The 16,064-nt window shown below is 70.9% G+C and carries 18 protein-coding genes; 6 read left to right on the forward strand and 12 right to left on the reverse strand.

Annotation, left to right across the window (positions count from 1 at the left end; all coding sequences use genetic code 11):
• Positions 1–171: 171 nt before the first annotated feature.
• The 4 genes from ACWIE7_RS09435 to ACWIE7_RS09450 are packed head-to-tail and all read right to left on the reverse strand — an operon-like array spanning position 172 to position 3,195.
• Entirely contained in the window at positions 172–1,353 is a 1,182-nt protein-coding gene (locus ACWIE7_RS09435) for an MFS transporter (protein ID WP_454069114.1), read from the reverse strand.
• 26 nt (positions 1,354–1,379) lie between these two features.
• Complete coding sequence (locus ACWIE7_RS09440; RefSeq protein WP_454057419.1) at positions 1,380–2,036, reverse strand: LysE family translocator; 657 nt, start codon at positions 2,034–2,036, stop codon at positions 1,380–1,382.
• Positions 2,033–2,677 carry a methylated-DNA--[protein]-cysteine S-methyltransferase gene (locus ACWIE7_RS09445; protein ID WP_454057420.1) on the reverse strand — a complete coding sequence of 215 codons (645 nt, stop codon included), beginning with the start codon at positions 2,675–2,677 and terminating at the stop codon, positions 2,033–2,035. The genes ACWIE7_RS09440 and ACWIE7_RS09445 overlap by 4 nt, the downstream gene beginning before the upstream one ends.
• Complete coding sequence (locus ACWIE7_RS09450; protein ID WP_454069115.1) at positions 2,674–3,195, reverse strand: RNA polymerase sigma factor; 522 nt, start codon at positions 3,193–3,195, stop codon at positions 2,674–2,676. The genes ACWIE7_RS09445 and ACWIE7_RS09450 overlap by 4 nt, the downstream gene beginning before the upstream one ends.
• A gap of 241 nt (positions 3,196–3,436) precedes the next feature.
• Between ACWIE7_RS09450 and ACWIE7_RS09455 the strand changes: the two genes are divergently transcribed.
• Positions 3,437–4,414: an esterase/lipase family protein gene (locus ACWIE7_RS09455; RefSeq protein ID WP_454069116.1), complete on the forward strand. Its 978-nt coding sequence runs from the start codon at positions 3,437–3,439 to the stop codon at positions 4,412–4,414.
• A 43-nt stretch (positions 4,415–4,457) separates the two neighbouring features.
• Here the strand turns inward: ACWIE7_RS09455 and ACWIE7_RS09460 are convergent, their stop codons facing one another.
• The 3 genes from ACWIE7_RS09460 to ACWIE7_RS09470 are packed head-to-tail and all read right to left on the reverse strand — an operon-like array spanning position 4,458 to position 6,499.
• Positions 4,458–4,931, reverse strand: coding sequence for a hypothetical protein (locus ACWIE7_RS09460; protein WP_454069117.1), 474 nt, complete (start codon positions 4,929–4,931; stop codon positions 4,458–4,460).
• Complete coding sequence (locus ACWIE7_RS09465) at positions 4,928–5,293, reverse strand: MTH1187 family thiamine-binding protein (RefSeq protein WP_454057424.1); 366 nt, start codon at positions 5,291–5,293, stop codon at positions 4,928–4,930. The genes ACWIE7_RS09460 and ACWIE7_RS09465 overlap by 4 nt, the downstream gene beginning before the upstream one ends.
• 18 nt (positions 5,294–5,311) lie before the next feature.
• Positions 5,312–6,499 carry an LLM class flavin-dependent oxidoreductase gene (locus tag ACWIE7_RS09470; protein ID WP_454069118.1) on the reverse strand — a complete coding sequence of 396 codons (1,188 nt, stop codon included), beginning with the start codon at positions 6,497–6,499 and terminating at the stop codon, positions 5,312–5,314.
• A gap of 209 nt (positions 6,500–6,708) precedes the next feature.
• Between ACWIE7_RS09470 and ACWIE7_RS09475 the strand changes: the two genes are divergently transcribed.
• From ACWIE7_RS09475 to ACWIE7_RS09490, 4 genes are all read left to right on the forward strand, one after another.
• Positions 6,709–8,094, forward strand: coding sequence for a flavin-containing monooxygenase (locus ACWIE7_RS09475; protein ID WP_454069119.1), 1,386 nt, complete (start codon positions 6,709–6,711; stop codon positions 8,092–8,094).
• Positions 8,091–8,762 (forward strand): TetR/AcrR family transcriptional regulator, encoded by a 672-nt coding sequence (locus ACWIE7_RS09480; RefSeq protein ID WP_454069120.1) that lies wholly within the window; start codon positions 8,091–8,093, stop codon positions 8,760–8,762. The genes ACWIE7_RS09475 and ACWIE7_RS09480 overlap by 4 nt, the downstream gene beginning before the upstream one ends.
• Entirely contained in the window at positions 8,759–9,700 is a 942-nt protein-coding gene (locus ACWIE7_RS09485) for an alpha/beta hydrolase (protein ID WP_454069121.1), read from the forward strand. The genes ACWIE7_RS09480 and ACWIE7_RS09485 overlap by 4 nt, the downstream gene beginning before the upstream one ends.
• Positions 9,701–9,843: 143 nt before the next feature.
• Positions 9,844–10,395 carry a YceI family protein gene (locus ACWIE7_RS09490; protein ID WP_454069122.1) on the forward strand — a complete coding sequence of 184 codons (552 nt, stop codon included), beginning with the start codon at positions 9,844–9,846 and terminating at the stop codon, positions 10,393–10,395.
• 155 nt (positions 10,396–10,550) lie between these two features.
• On the opposite strand, the gene ACWIE7_RS09495 is transcribed toward ACWIE7_RS09490, so the two are convergent.
• The gene (locus ACWIE7_RS09495; RefSeq protein ID WP_452100503.1) at positions 10,551–11,144 is read right to left on the reverse strand and encodes a maltokinase N-terminal cap-like domain-containing protein; all 594 of its coding nucleotides are present in this window, start codon (positions 11,142–11,144) and stop codon (positions 10,551–10,553) included.
• Positions 11,145–11,374: 230 nt separating this feature from the next.
• On the opposite strand from ACWIE7_RS09495, the gene ACWIE7_RS09500 reads away from it, so the two are divergent.
• Positions 11,375–11,872 carry a hypothetical protein gene (locus tag ACWIE7_RS09500; RefSeq protein ID WP_452100504.1) on the forward strand — a complete coding sequence of 166 codons (498 nt, stop codon included), beginning with the start codon at positions 11,375–11,377 and terminating at the stop codon, positions 11,870–11,872.
• Positions 11,873–11,949: 77 nt separating this feature from the next.
• Here the strand turns inward: ACWIE7_RS09500 and ACWIE7_RS09505 are convergent, their stop codons facing one another.
• The 4 genes from ACWIE7_RS09505 to ACWIE7_RS09520 all read right to left on the reverse strand — a co-directional run bounded on the left by ACWIE7_RS09505 (position 11,950) and on the right by ACWIE7_RS09520 (position 16,044).
• Positions 11,950–13,002, reverse strand: coding sequence for a hypothetical protein (locus tag ACWIE7_RS09505; protein WP_452100505.1), 1,053 nt, complete (start codon positions 13,000–13,002; stop codon positions 11,950–11,952).
• A 209-nt stretch (positions 13,003–13,211) separates the two neighbouring features.
• Positions 13,212–14,111, reverse strand: coding sequence for an alpha/beta fold hydrolase (locus tag ACWIE7_RS09510; protein ID WP_454057431.1), 900 nt, complete (start codon positions 14,109–14,111; stop codon positions 13,212–13,214).
• Positions 14,112–14,338: 227 nt separating this feature from the next.
• Positions 14,339–14,800: a hypothetical protein gene (locus tag ACWIE7_RS09515; protein ID WP_452100507.1), complete on the reverse strand. Its 462-nt coding sequence runs from the start codon at positions 14,798–14,800 to the stop codon at positions 14,339–14,341.
• A gap of 23 nt (positions 14,801–14,823) precedes the next feature.
• Entirely contained in the window at positions 14,824–16,044 is a 1,221-nt protein-coding gene (locus ACWIE7_RS09520) for an AI-2E family transporter (protein WP_452100508.1), read from the reverse strand.
• Positions 16,045–16,064 lie beyond the last annotated feature (20 nt).

Consider the following 16,064-nt stretch of genomic DNA (forward strand, 5'->3'; position numbering starts at 1 on the left):
GCACACCAGCCTCGCCCGCAGCCGCCAGTCCAGCTCCTTCGCCACCACATACCCCGATCCAGCCAGGGTGTTGCACTAGCTCCCTGAGACCACCCAGAAGCACCTGCGCCGAACGCTCTTATCAATGAGGTGGCGGGGCGGCGAGACGGCGGGGTGCACCGGGACCGGCGGTCAGCGGAGTTGGCGGGCCGTCAGCGGGATCAGCAGCGCGCACACCACCGCGATCGCGGCGATCCACGGCACCGGCCCGCCGAAGCGCGAGAGCTCGGCGACCACGTACGGGGTGGCCATCCCCAGGTAGGCGATCACGTAGAACACGGCCACGAGCCCGGCGTGATAGCGCGGGCCGGCCTGCAGTTCGACCTCCACCAGGCCTGCGACCAGTAGCGTTCCGTACCCGATGCCCAGCAGCACCGCGACGGGCAGCAGCCACAGCGCACGGCCCGGCAGGCCCGAGGCGGCGGCCAGGATCGCGCCGGCAGCCATGCCGAGCGAGGCGGCCGCGAGCCCGACGATCGGCGGGCGGGACGCGGGCGCGGTCTCGGCGAGTCGGCGGATCACCGGCTGGATCAGCACGCCGGACCCCAGCGTCACGCCCACCATCACGCCCGCGTACGCGGTGGGCATGCCCCAGGCGTCGCCGCCGAGCAGGTCCGCCAGCACCGCGAACGACATGCTCGCGCAGCCGAACACCAGCCACGCCCACGGCGCCACGCCCAGCAGGAAGCGGCGCCTGCCGGCGCTGGCGGGGAGGAGCGGCGACGGCGCGGTCTGCCCCGAGGGCTGGTACGGGTCGGCCGCGTTCCACGCCGCCACCAGCGCGAGGGCGCCCAGGACGAGGTGCGGCACGTACGGCGAAATCATCGGCGCGGGCGCCCACTGGCCGATCAGCCCGGCGACCAATCCGCCGAGCCCGAACCCGCCCGTCAGGGCGATGGCGGCCCGCCGCGCGCCCGTGCCCGGCGGGTCCCCGGCGGAGAGCTCGCGCACCCAGGCACTGCCTGCCCCGAACGCGGCGCCGGAGGCGAGCCCGGCCAGGAACCGGCCGGCATAGAGCCACAGCGGGTCCTGGGGCCCGAAGAACATGCAGACGGTCGCGACCAGCGACAGCACCAGCACCGGACGCATGAGCACGCGCCGCCCGTTACGGTCCGACCAGCGGCCCGCCACCAGCAGCGTGGGCAGCAGTCCGACGATGTACACGCTGAACATCGCGGTGACGTCGGACTGTGAGAGCCCCTGGTCGGTGCGGTACAGGAACAGCAGCGGCGCGAACTGGTTGGCGCCCCACCCCACGGCGAACACCGCGAGGGCTGCGCGCAGCCAGCTGCGGTGGTCAACGTGAGAATCCATGCAGGAGAACTTAGCCCGCCACCCGGTCAGGCGAGCGCGGCGACGACGAAGGCCACCCCCACGCCGACGAACACCGCGCTGGCCACGAGGTCGACCCACGGCAGCAGTCGGCCGACACGCTCGTTGACCACCCGGTGCGACGCGACCAGCGCGAGCCCGCCGAACCAGGCCAGCGCGACGGCGATCAGCCCCGCGACGATCCCCACCGACGCCACCACCGAGACCTCGCCACTCAAGAACGGCGTGAGCACGGCGCCGAAGAACACGAGCGCCTTGGGGTTGGCGAGGTTGGTGAGCAGTCCGCGCATGAAATCGGCCCGCGGCAGCAGATCGTGCGCGGGCGGCGCGGGCGGCGCGGGCGGGGCGGGCTGGGCCGAGGCGGGCGGGGTCGCGCGAGATCGCCACCAGCCGCGCAGTCCGAGCACACCGAGGGTGGCCAGCAGCAGTCCGCCGGCGACCTGGAGCACAACCATGACCTGCGGGTACACGCGGACGAGCGCCGCGACGCCGGCGAACGCGGCCACGAGCCACACCGACAGTCCGGCGACGATGCCCACCGCGGTGGCCACCCCCTGTCGCCGCCCGGCGAGGGATCGCTGGAGGACGACGACGACGTCGGGCCCCGGCGAGATGACGGCCACCACCCACACCGCGAACAGCGCGGTCACGGCGGCAGCGGTCACGCGGCCGATTCCATCGCGAGGAGCCGCTGCTTCGCCTCGACGCCGCCGCGGTACCCGCCGAGCCCGCCGTCGGAGCGCAGGATCCGGTGGCACGGCCACACCAGCGGGAGCGGATTGGTGGCGCACGCGGTGCCCACCGCCCGGACGGCACCGGGCCGGTCGAGTTCCGCTGCGAGCTGCTTGTAGGTGGCGGTTCGGCCATAGGCGACGTCGGCGAGGTGACGCTGCACCTGCCCGCGGAAGCCGGTCGCCAGGCGGGTGTCGAGCGGCAGGTCGAAGTCGCGGCGGTCGCCGGTGAGGTACTCGTCGAGCTGGCCGGCGGCCGCGTCGAGGACCGCCGGGATGCCGGCAGCGCCCGGCCCGTCGGCACGCAGCACGCGGGGGCCGACGCGGGTCGCGAGCATGTCGAGGACGTGGGCGGTGTTCTCAACCTCGAACGCCACGTAGACCAGACCGTCAGTGGTCGCCGCCAGGAGGAGCCCGCCGATCGGCGAGTCGACCACCCGGTAGGCCACATCCACCAGGTCACCGCGTACGGCCTCGGCGGCCAGTCGATCGCGCAGGCCGGCGATGTCGGCGGGGGCGCCCCGCAGGCGCTCGACCGTGCGGTCGGCCGTCCGCTCGGTGTCGTGATCGGTCATGATTCCTGCTCCTTCACCATCGTCCTGCGCAGGGCGGCCACCCCGTCCGACGCGGCGCGCCTGGCCGCCGCCTCCGAACCCCCCGTCAATGCCGCTATCTCGGAATACCGGAGACCGCCCAGGTACCGGTAGGCCACACAGACCCGCTGCCGGGCCGGCAGGGCCGAGACCATGGTCCAGATCTCGTGATCGTCGACGGTGACGGCGGGGTTGTCGTCGTCGCCGTCATTTCCTCCCACGCCACGCGCGTCGAGGAGCGCGAGGTCGTCGGCGCCCCCGCCGGGGGCATCCGCGCGCGCGGATGCGCGGACGACATCCACGGCCCGTCGGTGCGCGACCCGGACCAGCCAGGCCTCGACGTTCGTGTCCTCCGGCAGGTCCGGCCACGCGCGCAATGCCGAGAGGAAGGTCTCGGACCAGGCGTCGTCGGCGTCGGCGCCGGGGCCCAGCACCGCGCGGCAGACCCGCAGGACGGTGGGTCCGTGGCGCTGTACCGCCGCGTCGAAGGCTGACCTCATGGTCCGATTCTCCCCTCCCCGTCCGGCGGCCCGCGCGGGGCCGTTTAGGAGGTAGTCGCGTCCGGCGGCATTTCCGTGAGGTGGCGGCGTGAGATGGCGGGATGTCCGAAGGGAGAGCAGGCGCGACGGGAAGCGACGGGTGGCCGCTCGACCGGGGCAGATTCTCAGGCCGCGCCTGTTCACTTTCGCGCGAGCGGCTCGCATACTGTGATCAGCCTCACTTCTCCCCCTCGGAGCCGTCATGTTCTTCCCCCGCCGTAGTGCCTCGCTTCCCTCTCGGTCCCAGCTGGCCGGTCTGATCACCGCCGCCGCGCTCGCGATCCCGCTCGTGGCCGGGCCGGGGGTGGGCGCCGCGGCCGCGCAGTCGTTGGAGGAGGGGGCGATCGGGGAGCAAGTACGCGCGCTCGAGGAGTCCGAGGAGTTCGGCCACCACGTGACCGCTGCCCTCAACGGCGCCAACGGCCCGCTCGGCGCGCCGGGCCCGCCCGCCGTCGTGGACACGCCGGTCAACTGTCGGCCGACGCCCGCGCATCCGCGGCCGGTCATCCTCGTGCACGGCACCTTCGACAACGGCCCCAACACCATGCCGCGTTTCGGCGTGCCGCTGCAGCAGCAGGGCTTCTGCGTGATCGCCCCGACGCTCGGCGCCTACGCCGCCAAGCCGGAGCGGGGCGGGCTCGACTCGATCGTCGGGGCCTCTGGCCCGCAGCTCGCCGGGGTGATCGACCACGTCCGGGCGGTGACCGGTGCCGAGCAGGTCGACCTGGTGGGTTACTCGCAGGGCGCGGCGATCGCCGGCTACACGACCAAGATGCTACGACCGGGTGCTGTCGGGCGCGTGGTGTCGGTCGGCGGGTTCTGGGGTGGCAACCATGGCGGGCTCGTCCCCGATGGCCTCCCGTCCGAGGCCGCCGTCGCCGGACTGTGGGCCGCCAACCTGCGCGGACTCGCCGAGCTGGCGCCGCACAGCCCGATGCTCGTGGCGTGGAACGGCCTCGAGGGCAGCCCGTATCTGCCGGGGGTCGATTACACGATCATCGCGACGCGCGGCGACGAGCTGCTGCCACCCGAGCGCAGCTTCGTCGCGGGACCGGGCGTCCGGACCGTTGTCTCCGAGGACGCGTGCGGCGGCGGGCCGACGAGCCATGCCGGGATGTCGGTGGACCCGCGCACGCACGCGCTGGTGTCACAGGCGCTCGGTGGGGCGGGCGGCTGCTGACGGCCCAGGGCCGCTCGCCGAGTGCTGCAGTTGACCCGGCGGATCAGGCGTTATCGCGCGGCTGCTCCTGCTTGTCTCCCCGTTTGTGCGCCTGCATGAGCTCGTAGGCGTCACGCAGGCCCAGTCCCGGATGCGCCACCCGCAGCCGGCGGACGGTGTCGACTTCTCCTGCCGCCTGCTGCGCGGTGGCCTCCACCTCCGCGGACGATATGCCGGCGACGATGCGCTGCGAACGATCTTCGGCGGCACCGGCGAACCACCACTGGTGGGCGGCCGAGGCGAAGAGCAACGCCGCGAGCGCACCCCACAGCAGGAAATCGACCACGGACGCGTCCTCCGAGAACACCGAGCCACCGAGCACGACCAGCGCACCTATCCCGCCGGCCAGCGTGGTCACCGTGTACGCGAGGGTCTGCCCGCTCCGCCTGCGCCGCGCACCCGTCTCGGTCGCGACCTCCCCCACAGCGGGCCGGTCAGCAGAGTGGGGCGACTGCTCGGCGGAGCCACCGGAGGTCATCGGCGGGCTGCCTCGTCGTCGTCGGAACCGGGAGCCCCGCCACCCCCGGAGGCGTCGTCCGAGCCCGCGAGCCGACGCTCGACCCTCTCGACCTTGCCCGCGATTTCCCCGCTGCGCCCCGGCCGCAGGTCCGCCTTGAGAACGAGGCTCACCCGCGGCGAGACGGCCAGGACGGCGTCGGTCGCGGCGCGGATCACCGGCATGACCTCGTCCCACTCACCTTCGATGGTGGTGAACATCGAGGTGGTCTCGTGGGGCAGGCCCGAGTCGCGCACGACGCGCACGGCTTCGGCGACCGCCTCACTCATGGAGGCGGTCTCGTCAGCGGTCGTGGTAGGGGCTACGGAGAACGCGAACAGCATGCGCACACCGTAAACCCGTCAGAGCCTCGACACGGCCTGGGGTACCCCGGGTGTGAACCCGGCCTCAGTCAAAAGCTCCCGGACACGCGGGATGACTTTACGTCCGTAGAGGTCAATGGAGGCCATGAGGTCCTCGTGCGGGGTGGGGCCGGAGGCGTATTTGAGGTCGAAGCGGTCCAGGCCGAGGGTGCGCACGGTGGTGGCGATCTTCTGCGCCACCGTCTCGGGCGAGCCGACGTACATGGCGCCGGAGCGGGCCTCGCGGTGGAAGTCGGCCTCGCCGGCGTCACCCCAGCCGCGCTCGCGACCGATCTGGTTGCGGTTGGTCAGCCAGTGCGGCATCGCGAGTTCGGCGGCCCTGGCGTCCGTCTCGGCGACGAAGCCGGGCGAGTGCACGGCGATCGGCAACCGCGGCGCGTCGGCGCCGGCGAGCTGGGTGTTCGCCTCGCGATAGAGGTCGGCGAACGGCGCGAACCGGCCGGCGGGCCCGCCGATGATCGCCAGCATGAGCGGCTGCCGGTAGCGGGCCGCGCGCACCACGGACTCGGGACTGCCGCCCACCGCGATCCAGGACGCCAGCCCACCCTTGGTCTCGGGGTAGACGCGCTGCTGCACGAGCGGCGGCCGCAGTTCACCGGACCACGTGACGGGTTCCTCCGGCAGCAGCGCCGAGAACAGGTCGAGCTTCTCGCTGAACAGCTGCTCGTACTGCTGCAGGTCGAGACCGAAGAGCGGGAACGACTCGGTGAACGAGCCGCGGCCCAGCACCACCTCGGCGCGGCCGTTCGAGAGCGCGTCGATGGTGGAGAAGCGCTGAAAGACGCGGATGGGGTCGTCGCTGGACAGCACGGTCACGGCGGAGCCGAGGGTGATGCGCTCGGTGCGGGTGGCGATGCCGGCCAGCACCACGTCGGGGGCGGAGACGGCGAAGTCGGGCCGGTGGTGTTCGCCGATCCCGAACGCGTCGACGCCCACCCGGTCGGCGAGGACGCCCTGCTCCACGACGTCGCGCAGGACCTGCGCGTGGTGGACGGGGCGACCGTCCGAGTCGACGGTGATGTCGCCGAAGGTGTCGAGACCGAAGGCGACGTGCCCCGGGGCGACGCCGTGTGCGGGGGGCACTGGGGCCGAGGCGGACGACGACGATGACGACGACGATGACGACGACGAGGTGGTCCCGGTGGAACCGTGGGCGGAGGCGTTCATACCGCCACTATAGATGACGCGTCAATCAGATTGATGCCGCCGGCCCGCCCGTCGCATGGTGTCGATACCTGCGCTTCAGCCGCACCCTCAGGCCGTTCCCGTGCAGAATGTAAGTTGTTGACGCTCGTCAACAACGGCAATAATGTGACACATGCCATAGTTTCCGGGCAACTGTTCGCGCTCGGGCGTCCCTGCCGAAGAGGTTTTCTATGACATCCACCCCTTCCGTCGCCGTGATCGGTGCGGGCATCAGCGGGCTGACCTCGCTGAAGATGCTCGAGGATTACGGGATCGAGGCCGTGTGCTTCGAGGCGTCGGACCGGATCGGCGGCAACTGGGCCTTCGACAACCCCAACGGCAGCTCCAGCGCTTACCGGTCGCTGCACATCGACACCTCCAAGCACCAGCTGAGCTTCCGTGATTTCCCGATGCCGGAGGAGTTCCCGGACTTCCCGCACCACACCCAGATCAAGCAGTATCTGGACGACTACGCGGACGCGTTCGACCTGCTGGGCTCGATCGAGTTCGAGACCCGCGTCGCGCACGCCGAGCGCCTGGCCGACGGCGGCTGGGAGCTCACGCTCGAGCGCACCGGATCCGCCGCGGGCGAGGCCGGTGGCCGCCACACCCGCCGGTTCGACCTGTTGGTGGTGGGCAACGGGCACCACTGGGATCCGCGCTTCGCCGACTTCCCGGGCGAGTTCACCGGTGAGACGATCCACTCGCACGCCTATATCGACCCGTGGGACCCGCTGCCCCTGATGGACAAGAAGATCCTCGTGGTGGGGATCGGCAACAGCGCGGCGGACATCGCGGTGGAGCTCTCGTCCAAGGTCATGCGCAACGAGGTGGTGCTGTCCACCCGCTCGAGCGCGTGGATCGTGCCGAAGTACATCGCCGGGAAGCCGGCCGACAAGTACTTCGCCACGCTGCCGTACATCCCGTACTCGTGGCAGCGCAAGGTCATCCAGGCGATGCAGCCCATGTCGGCGGGCACCCCGGAGTCGTACGGCCTGCCCAAGCCCAACCACAAGTTCTTCGAGGCGCACCCCACGCAGTCGGTCGAGCTACCTCTGCGCCTGGGCTCGGGGGACGTCGCCGCCAAGGGGGACATCGCACGCCTGGACGGCCGGACCGTGCACTTCGCCGACGGCACCAGCGGAGAGTTCGACGTGATGATCCAGGCCACCGGCTACAACACCACGCTCCCGTTCTTCGATCGCGAGTTCCTCAGCGCGGACGCCCACAACCACATCCCGCTGTACAAGCGGATGTTCTCCCCCGGCATCGACGACCTCGTATTCGTGGGCTTCGCCCAGTCGACGCCCACCCTGTTCCCGTTCGTCGAGGCGCAGGCCAGACTGGTGGCCGCGTGGGCCGCCGGCCTGTACGCCACCCCGGATATCGAGGAGATGCGCCGCGTGATCGTGGAGGACGAGAAGAAGTACATCGGACACATGCTGGACACCCCCCGACACCAGCAGCAGGTCGACTACTTCCTGTACGAACACGACATGCGCACCACGGAGATCCCCCGCGGCCTCGAGCGCGCGCGGACACGCGGCGCCACCGACTCGGCGCGGGTGACGGCATGAGCCCCGCGGCCCCGTCGGGCACCACCTCGCCCCGCGGCGATCGACGCAGGGAGGACATCCTCTCCGCCCTCGACGAGCGCCTGAAGACCACCGCGCTCGACGACATCTCGGTGGCCGACCTCACCGAAGCGGCGGGCATCACCCGATCGGCGTTCTACTTCTACTTCGACTCCAAGGCCGCGGCGGTGTCCATGCTGCTGGTGGTGGTGAACAAGGAGGCCGGCGAGGCCATCGACATCATCGTGGGCGGCGAGGGCGACTTCCGCCGACGCGTGACCGCCGGGCTCACCCGGCTCATCGACCGCGTGCTGGAGGTCGACCACATCTACCGCGCCCTGCTCACCGCGCGCACCAAGCACGAGCCGACGCGCGAGATGTGGGACGCCGGTCGCCGCTATAACGCCGAGCCGGTCGCCGACTTCATCCGCGCCGAACGCGCAGCCGGCCGCGCCCCCGAAGGTGCCGATGCCCAGAGCCTGGCCGAGGGCCTGATGCAGCTCAACCAGCAGATCCTCGAGCGCGTCGTCTACGAGCCGGAGGCGCCCAGCGATCCGCTCCTGGCCATCACCACGGACATGTGGGTTCGCACCGTCTACGGCCGTATCGACCCGGCCGTCGACCCCGCCGGCGCGACGGATGCCGCCTTGACCGCAGGGAGCGCCGAATGACCAGCCCCGTCGATGTCACGTTCCGGTCCGGGACCGGCCGCGCGGCCGCGGACTGCCGCGGCTGGTTCCTGCCCGCCGCCGTTCCGGCCGGCAGGGTCGACGACGGGCCCGAACCCGGCGACGGCCCGCGCCCCTGCGTCGTGCTGGCCCACGGCCTGGGCGGCACCGCCGACTCGGGGCTGATGCCGTTCGCCGAGGCGTTCGCCGCCGCCGGGTACGCCGCCCTCGCCTTTGACTACCGCGGCTTCGGTCGCTCGGACGGCGGGCCCCGCCAGGTCGTCTCGCCCGCGCGCCAGCAGGAGGACTACCGCGCCGCGATCGCCGCGGCGGCCGCCCAGCCCGGCGTGGACCCGGAGCGGATCGTACTGTGGGGCTGCTCGCTGGCCGGCGGGCACGTCCTCGAGGTGGCCCGCGGACGCGAGGACATCGCCGCCGTGATCTCCATGATCCCGCTGGTCGACGGCCGTGCCGCGGCCATGGCGGCCGCGAAGCAACACAAGCCCGCCGCCCTCCTGCGGGCCACGGGCACCGCGCTCGCCGCGAAGGCCGTCGCCGCGACGGGCCGCCCCGAACCCATGGTCCCGCTGGCCGGCCCGCCCGGCTCGACCGCGCTGCTCTCCCTCGAGGGCTACGAGGAGGCCTACACGTCCGTCGCGGGCCCGACCTGGCGCAACGAGGTGGGCGCCTCGATCGGCACCGAGCTGGGCTCGTTCCGGCCCGCCCGGCATGCGGACGACCTCGTCGTCGTCCCCCTGCTCGTCCAGATCGCCGACCTGGACCGGAGCGCCCCACCGCACGCCGCCGCGACGGCCGCGTTCGCCGCGCGCGCCGAGGTGCGGCACTACCCGGGCGACCACTTCGACCTGTTCGCCGGGCGCCCCTGCCACGACCGCGCGGTGCGGCACGCCGTCCACTTCCTGCGGCGGCACGTGGGCTGAGACCGGGACCCGGCGCGCGTACGGTGTGAGGCACACCACAACTCCACTTGTTGACACGTCACCCAATCAGTCCTACTGTTGGTGACACAACAACAAGAAGTTGCCCGGCTCCACAGCCGGGGTCAACCCCACAAGGAGTCACCATGACCGCTCAGCTCAACGACCTCACCGGCACCTGGACCCTCGACGACACCCACACCCGTCTGGGCTTCGTCACCCGCCACGCGATGATCACCAAGGTGCGCGGCTCGTTCAACGACTTCACGGGCACCGTCACCGTGCCGGAGAGCGGCATCAGCGGCGCCGAGGCCAAGGTCACGATCAACGCCTCCTCGATCGACACCCGCAACGCCGACCGCGACGGCCACCTCAAGTCGAACGACTTCTTCGACATGGAGACCTACCCGGAGATCACCTTCACCTCCACCAAGATCGCCCCGAACGGCGACGGCGGCGTCGACGTGACCGGCGACCTCACCATCAAGGACACCACCAAGTCCGTCACGGTTCCCTTCACCTACGAGGGCACCGCCACCGACCCGTTCGGCAACCAGCGCGCCGGCTTCGAGGGCTCGACCGTCATCCAGCGCAGCGACTTCGGCCTGAGCTGGAACGCCGCGCTCGAGACCGGCGGCGTGCTGGTCTCGGAGAAGGTCACCCTCGAGATCGAGATCTCGGCCATCAAGAGCGCCTGACCTGCCTATTCGCGGCTCGCACCGCACCCCGGCCCAGAGCCGGACGACACCGCCCACCCGCAGAACGCGGGTGGGCGGTGTTCTTCATTGCGCGCGGCGTGGCCTGGCGGCGCGGCCCGGTCCGAGCGGTGCGGCGCCGCGCGAGGAGTCGCCGATCAGTCGACGACGACGAGGACCGCCGTATGGGAACCGTCCACGTCCTGCCAGGTCCCGCTGAGCGTGCCGGGCGAACCGATGAGCGGGCGGTCCGCCTCGGCGTTGTTCTCCTCGGAGATCACACGGATGACCTGCGGGGCGTCCACGCCCTCGGCCGGGCCGTCGCCACCGCCGCGGATGTTGACCGGCGACGGGGTGATCGCGCCGTCCTCCATCTGCACGTGGTCGGCAGCGGTGTCGCGGTGACTGATCACCCGGCGCACCTCGGTCTTGTAGACGGGGTCGGCGGGCGCGTCGTACACCCAGCGACGACCGAGGACCGAATGCTCCATCGTGCCGACCAGGGAGTCGGCGGCACCGTCCAGCTCGGCACCGCGGTAGGTCACGGGGACATGGAAGGTGTTCTCGCCGTCGGACAGCAGGAACGACTCCATGCCGACCTCGCCGGCCGGGTCGACGAACCGGTACGCGGTCACCTGCTCGAGGCGCTCCGGGTCACCGTCGAACCACGACTGGTGGCGAACCCACGACCGGAGCAGGTCGAGCTTGCCCGGGTCGAGGACGGCGTCATAGATCTCGGCGGTTCCACTCATGCGCTAAGAATCCCCCACGATGCGCGGTCCGGCAAACAGATGGGCCGCCGGGTGGGTCGGTGAAGAAGAATTCCCCGGGCGGGCATTCGCGCTGTCCACGGCCGCTGCACGCCCGGTCAGGGCCGCCTCGGATGTGAGTACGGTCACTGCACCGCGGCGCGATGGCCGATACGGTCGCCGCCATACCCCCGGGGATGCTCCCTGGTGGCCCCGACGGAAGGTAACGCACGATGAAGAAGACCATTGCCGTGATCGGCTCCGCCGCCGCCCTGTCCTTCGCCGGTGCGGGCCTGGCCGCCGCCCAGGACGTCGACACTCTCGATGACGACACCGGCGCCCCCCAGGGCGTGCAGGTCGAGACGACCCAGAACGACGACGAGCCCGGTGACGGAGAGAACGGGAACGACGACGAGGTCGACACCCCCGAGGAGGTCTCCGACATCGCCATGCAGCTCTGCGGCACCATCTCGGCCTACGACTTCCTCGGCTCGGCGGGTAGCTTCGTCCCCGGCCTCGAGGGCGAGGAGTGCGAGGCCAACGCCGACGCTGCGATCGAGGCCGCGATGAGCGGTGACATCGGTGGCGCGCTCGATATCCTGCGCGGCATCGAGGCCGAGCTGCCCGACGACGCCGTCGACACCGGCTCGGCCGGCCTCCTGGACGGGTTCGACTCGCTGAGCGGCGCCCCCGAGGGTGACGACGCGGGCGACGCCGAGCCGGTGGCCTGACCTCTTCGGTGAGGTGATCGCCGCCCGGCGGATCTCTCATTGAGCCCCGGCAGGCGTGAGTTCACGGCTGCCGGGGCTCAGTGGTGCCCGCGGAGTTCCTCGAGCATCTGGCGGGAAATACGGATGGACTGGTCCAACTGATCCGATACCCGGGTGGTGTGGCCGATCGAAAACTCGGAGGAGGCCCTGCCGACCTCCAGCATGTCCATCGCGCTGCTGATCTCGTCGACCCTGCCGAACTTCGCGGCTCGTTCAGTGTCAATGTCGACCTGCTCAAGCGACATCCTGTAGCGGTCCAGCACTGCGAGCCGGTCCACCATCGACATCCTCACCGAGCTGAGCCTGGCCCGTTGCGTGGTCAGCGCGTGGGCCAGAATTTTGTCCTCGCTCCCCGTGAGACTCGCGATCGACGTGCCCAGTTCCTCCATCTGACGGAGCTGGTCGCCGATGTCATGCTGCTCGAGGTCCAGATCCAACCTGCCTGCGACATCAGATCGCCAGGCCTCTGTCGCGGAGATCCCGTCGGCGAGGTCGAGGAACCGCTGCATCATGAGCGCCTCGGGCGTCAGAGGCTCGAGCTCAACCCGCGGAGGCGGGGGCCCTGGCAGCAGGAACCGCTGGGCCACCGCCAGCACGACGATCACCACCGGGGCTGCGAGCCCGATCAACACGAGCTCCGCAGGAATCGGGAGCAGGATTCCTGCGGCTACGATCCCGACGCAGTAAGCGATTAACAGCAGCATCGCCGAGACGACCTTCAGTCGGCGCAGGCGACGTTCACGACGCCCGGCCTTCACCCACCGCTTCAGCCGGTCATCACGCTCTCCGGGGAGTTCGAACCACCGGGCGGGGCTCGATACCCTGTGGTCGTCGATATCCCTGATCGCTACGAGCTCGTCGAGCCGGGCTTGGTTGGTGTCGAGGTTCTCCTTGATCTCGGCGGTCAGGAGCATCTCCAGCTCGTTGCGTGCGCGATCGAGCGGTACATCGTTCCACTTGGGGACCGTCCACGCCTGATAGCGCCGATTCAGGTCGCTGACCTGTTGGGGTCGGCTGCGGGAATCCGACGAGCCACCGACCTCACCGCCACTGTCGTCCACTCGCGCGGCCTTCGACGATCCCTTAGCCATCTGCCAGCATCCTCCAGTTGTCACGGACTCAACATGAGAGTATCCCCGACCTCCGACACCAGTCCGACACCATGCATCACACGGTTACGCGCCGTTCCTGGTCCATAGAGGGCGCGTAAGTCAACGATTCCCCGGCAAAGAGGACGCGCACCCCGGCCGGTCGGAGGACCGCCGGTGGGCGGGGCCGGGCGGGCGGAGGTGGGCCGGGCTCAGCCTCGTGGCGCGCCCGCCGAGACCAGCTTTCCGAGCGCCTCGTGGCCGATGTATCCGGGCTCGGTGGAGGTCATGAAGTCCAGGAGAACCCGCTCGACCGCTGCCGGGTCCTCGACGTGCGGGTAGTGGCCGACGCCGGGGATGATCGCCAGGCGGCTGCCCGGGATCGCCTCGTGCGTGGCGTGCCCGTGGGAGACGGGGATGATCGGGTCGCGGTCGCCCCAGATCAGCTGGACCGGTAGCTGCCCGGCCAGGTGGAACCGGTTGGCGGCGGACACGGCCTGGCCCGTGTTGTCGACCACCGCGCGCAGCGTCTTGAAGAACGCCCGCCGGTGCCCGGGCCGGCCCAGGGACTCGAACGCCGCCCACGACTCGTCCATCGCGGCGGCGCGGACGCCCTTGTCCTGGAGGAAGCGGCGTACGGACTTGCCGGCGTTGACGAACACCGGCGCCGCGGCGCCGGAGAGCAGGAATCCGGCACCGGGCACGGCCAGCATCCGCAGGATCCAGCTGACCTCCTTGCCCAGGCCGCCGCTGTCGATCAGCGCGATCCGCTCACAGAACTCCGGGTACTGGTAGACGAACTGCAGGGCGACACCGCCACCGAGCGACTGTCCGATGATCGTGCACCGGGTGACGCCCTTGACCACCAGCAGGTCCCGCAGCGCCGAGGCCATGGAGCCGAGCGAGTAGTCGTCGAACTCGAGCGAGCTCTCACCGTGGCCCGGCAGGTCCGGGGCGATGACATGGAAGTGGTGTTCGAGGCGGGGAATCATCTCCCGCCAGGTGTTCGAGCTTCCGGCCATCCCGTGGATGAGCAGCACCGTCGGCTTGCCCTCACCGGCGCCCGCCTCTCGATAAGCCAGTTCTCGGCCGTGAATCATCGTGGTCTGCATGGTCACACTCCCTTGAGGGAGGCACTCCGCGCCGTATCTCGTCGCAAGGACTGCCTGGAACCCATTCTGCCCCGTTCGCGGGCCGCCATGCAGTTCTCCCCATCACACTCCGGGCCTGGTCGAGCTGAGAAGTTCCCGCAGGTCAGCACCATGCAGCGTCACCTATCGGATGTCACGCCGCCTATCGGGTCCCATAGGCGGCGCGCGATCGGATAGGTGGCGCAGGATCAGGCCGTCGGACCGAACGCCCGAACCAGCCGGCGATGCCGGTGTGAGAACAACGCGCCCACGATCGCGCGCACGACCGGCCCGGGCAGCAGCGCGCGGGGCTCGGCCCGCAGGGTGTCGGTGACGCGGGTCGAGCCGCCCGGGAGTTCCTCGAGTGCACGATGGTGCTCCCACACCCGGCACGAGCCCAGGCGGGAGCGCTCACGGAAGAACCACGGCTCCTCGAGTTCGACGATCACCAGATCGTCGAACTCCACCGGCAGCAGCCCGGCCAGCCGGATCCACGCCCGCCCGAGCGGCCGGCCCAAGGGCACGTCCGCGATCGACCGGCCCTCGAGCGCCGCCGGGAAACGCATGGTCAGCAGCGGGCCGAACTCGTGGGCCACGCCGGCCACCGTGACGACCCGGGCCCACACCTGCTCCCGTGGGGCATCGACGACGCTCGAGCGCACCACCTCCACGGCCCGCACCCCGGCCCGCCCCGTCAGCGGCCCGCGGGCCCCGGGCCCGAATCCGCACCCGAATCCGCCCCGGTGTCCGTGCCGGGGGTGGGGGCCTCGTCGTCGTCGTGCTCGTGCTCGTGGTCGTGCGGGTGATCGGGCCCGGACAGGTCCCCCAACGACGGCAACACACCCGGCCCGGTGTCCCGGTTGGCCAGGTACCTGACGATCGAGTTGGCCATCGCGGTGATGGGCACCGCGAACAACGCACCGAGGATGCCGAACAGGTACGTACCGCCCGCCACCACGAGGATCACCGCGAGCGGGTGCAACGCCACCGCGTGACCCATGAGCAGCGGCTGAAGCACGTGCGACTCGGTCAGGTGCACCACCACAACGATCGCGAGCATGATCAGTGCGACGCCCAGCCCCCGCTCGACCAGCGCCAGCACCGTGGGGACCATCCCGCCGACGAGGGTGCCCACGATCGGCACGAACGAGGCTAGGAACACCACCACGACGATCGGGATGACGAACGGCACCCGCAGGATCACCGCGCCGATGCCCACCCCGGCGGCGTTGATCGCGGCCACCGCGAGCTGCGTGCGGGTGTAGGCGCCCAGACTGGTCCAGCCGTGGCGGAACGCGATGTCGAAGTGCTCACGGCTCGCGGCCGGCATCCAGCGGACGAAGAACATCCACAGCTTCTCTCCCTGATAGAGGAAGAAGAACAGCGAGACCAGGCAGATGAGTGCGCTTGCGACGGACTCCACCGCGGTGTGGCCGACGTGGACCGCGCCCGTGGCCAGCAGGTCGGAGTGGTGGGTGAGCCAGCCGCGGGCCTGATGCACGGCCTGCTCGAGGCGGTCGGCGGTGAGATGGAGCGGCCCGTCCTCGAGCCACCGGATCGCCAGGTCGGTGCCGGAGGCGATCCGATCGCGCATCCGGGGGACCCCCGAGGCGAGCTGGGAGGCGACCAGGGCGAGCGCGGTGACCACCGCGGCGAGGACCCCGACGACGACGACGACGGCTGCCATCACCCGCGGCACCCGGTCCGGAATCCGATTGACGAGGGGCCTGAGCATGGCGGCCAACAGCACCGCGATCGCCACCGGGCCGACGATCAACGCCAGCCGGCCGATGCCCTCCCCGATGAGCCACGCGCCGGCGGCGATGAGCAGCAGGCACACCGACCAGGCCGCGGCCAGACGGACCGGGTACGGCAGGTGGTCACGCGCGATGCGAACGGGGGCCTCTGTGGTCATGAAGAGCAGCTTAGGCGGGG

The organism is Dietzia sp. NPDC055343, from assembly GCF_053645265.1.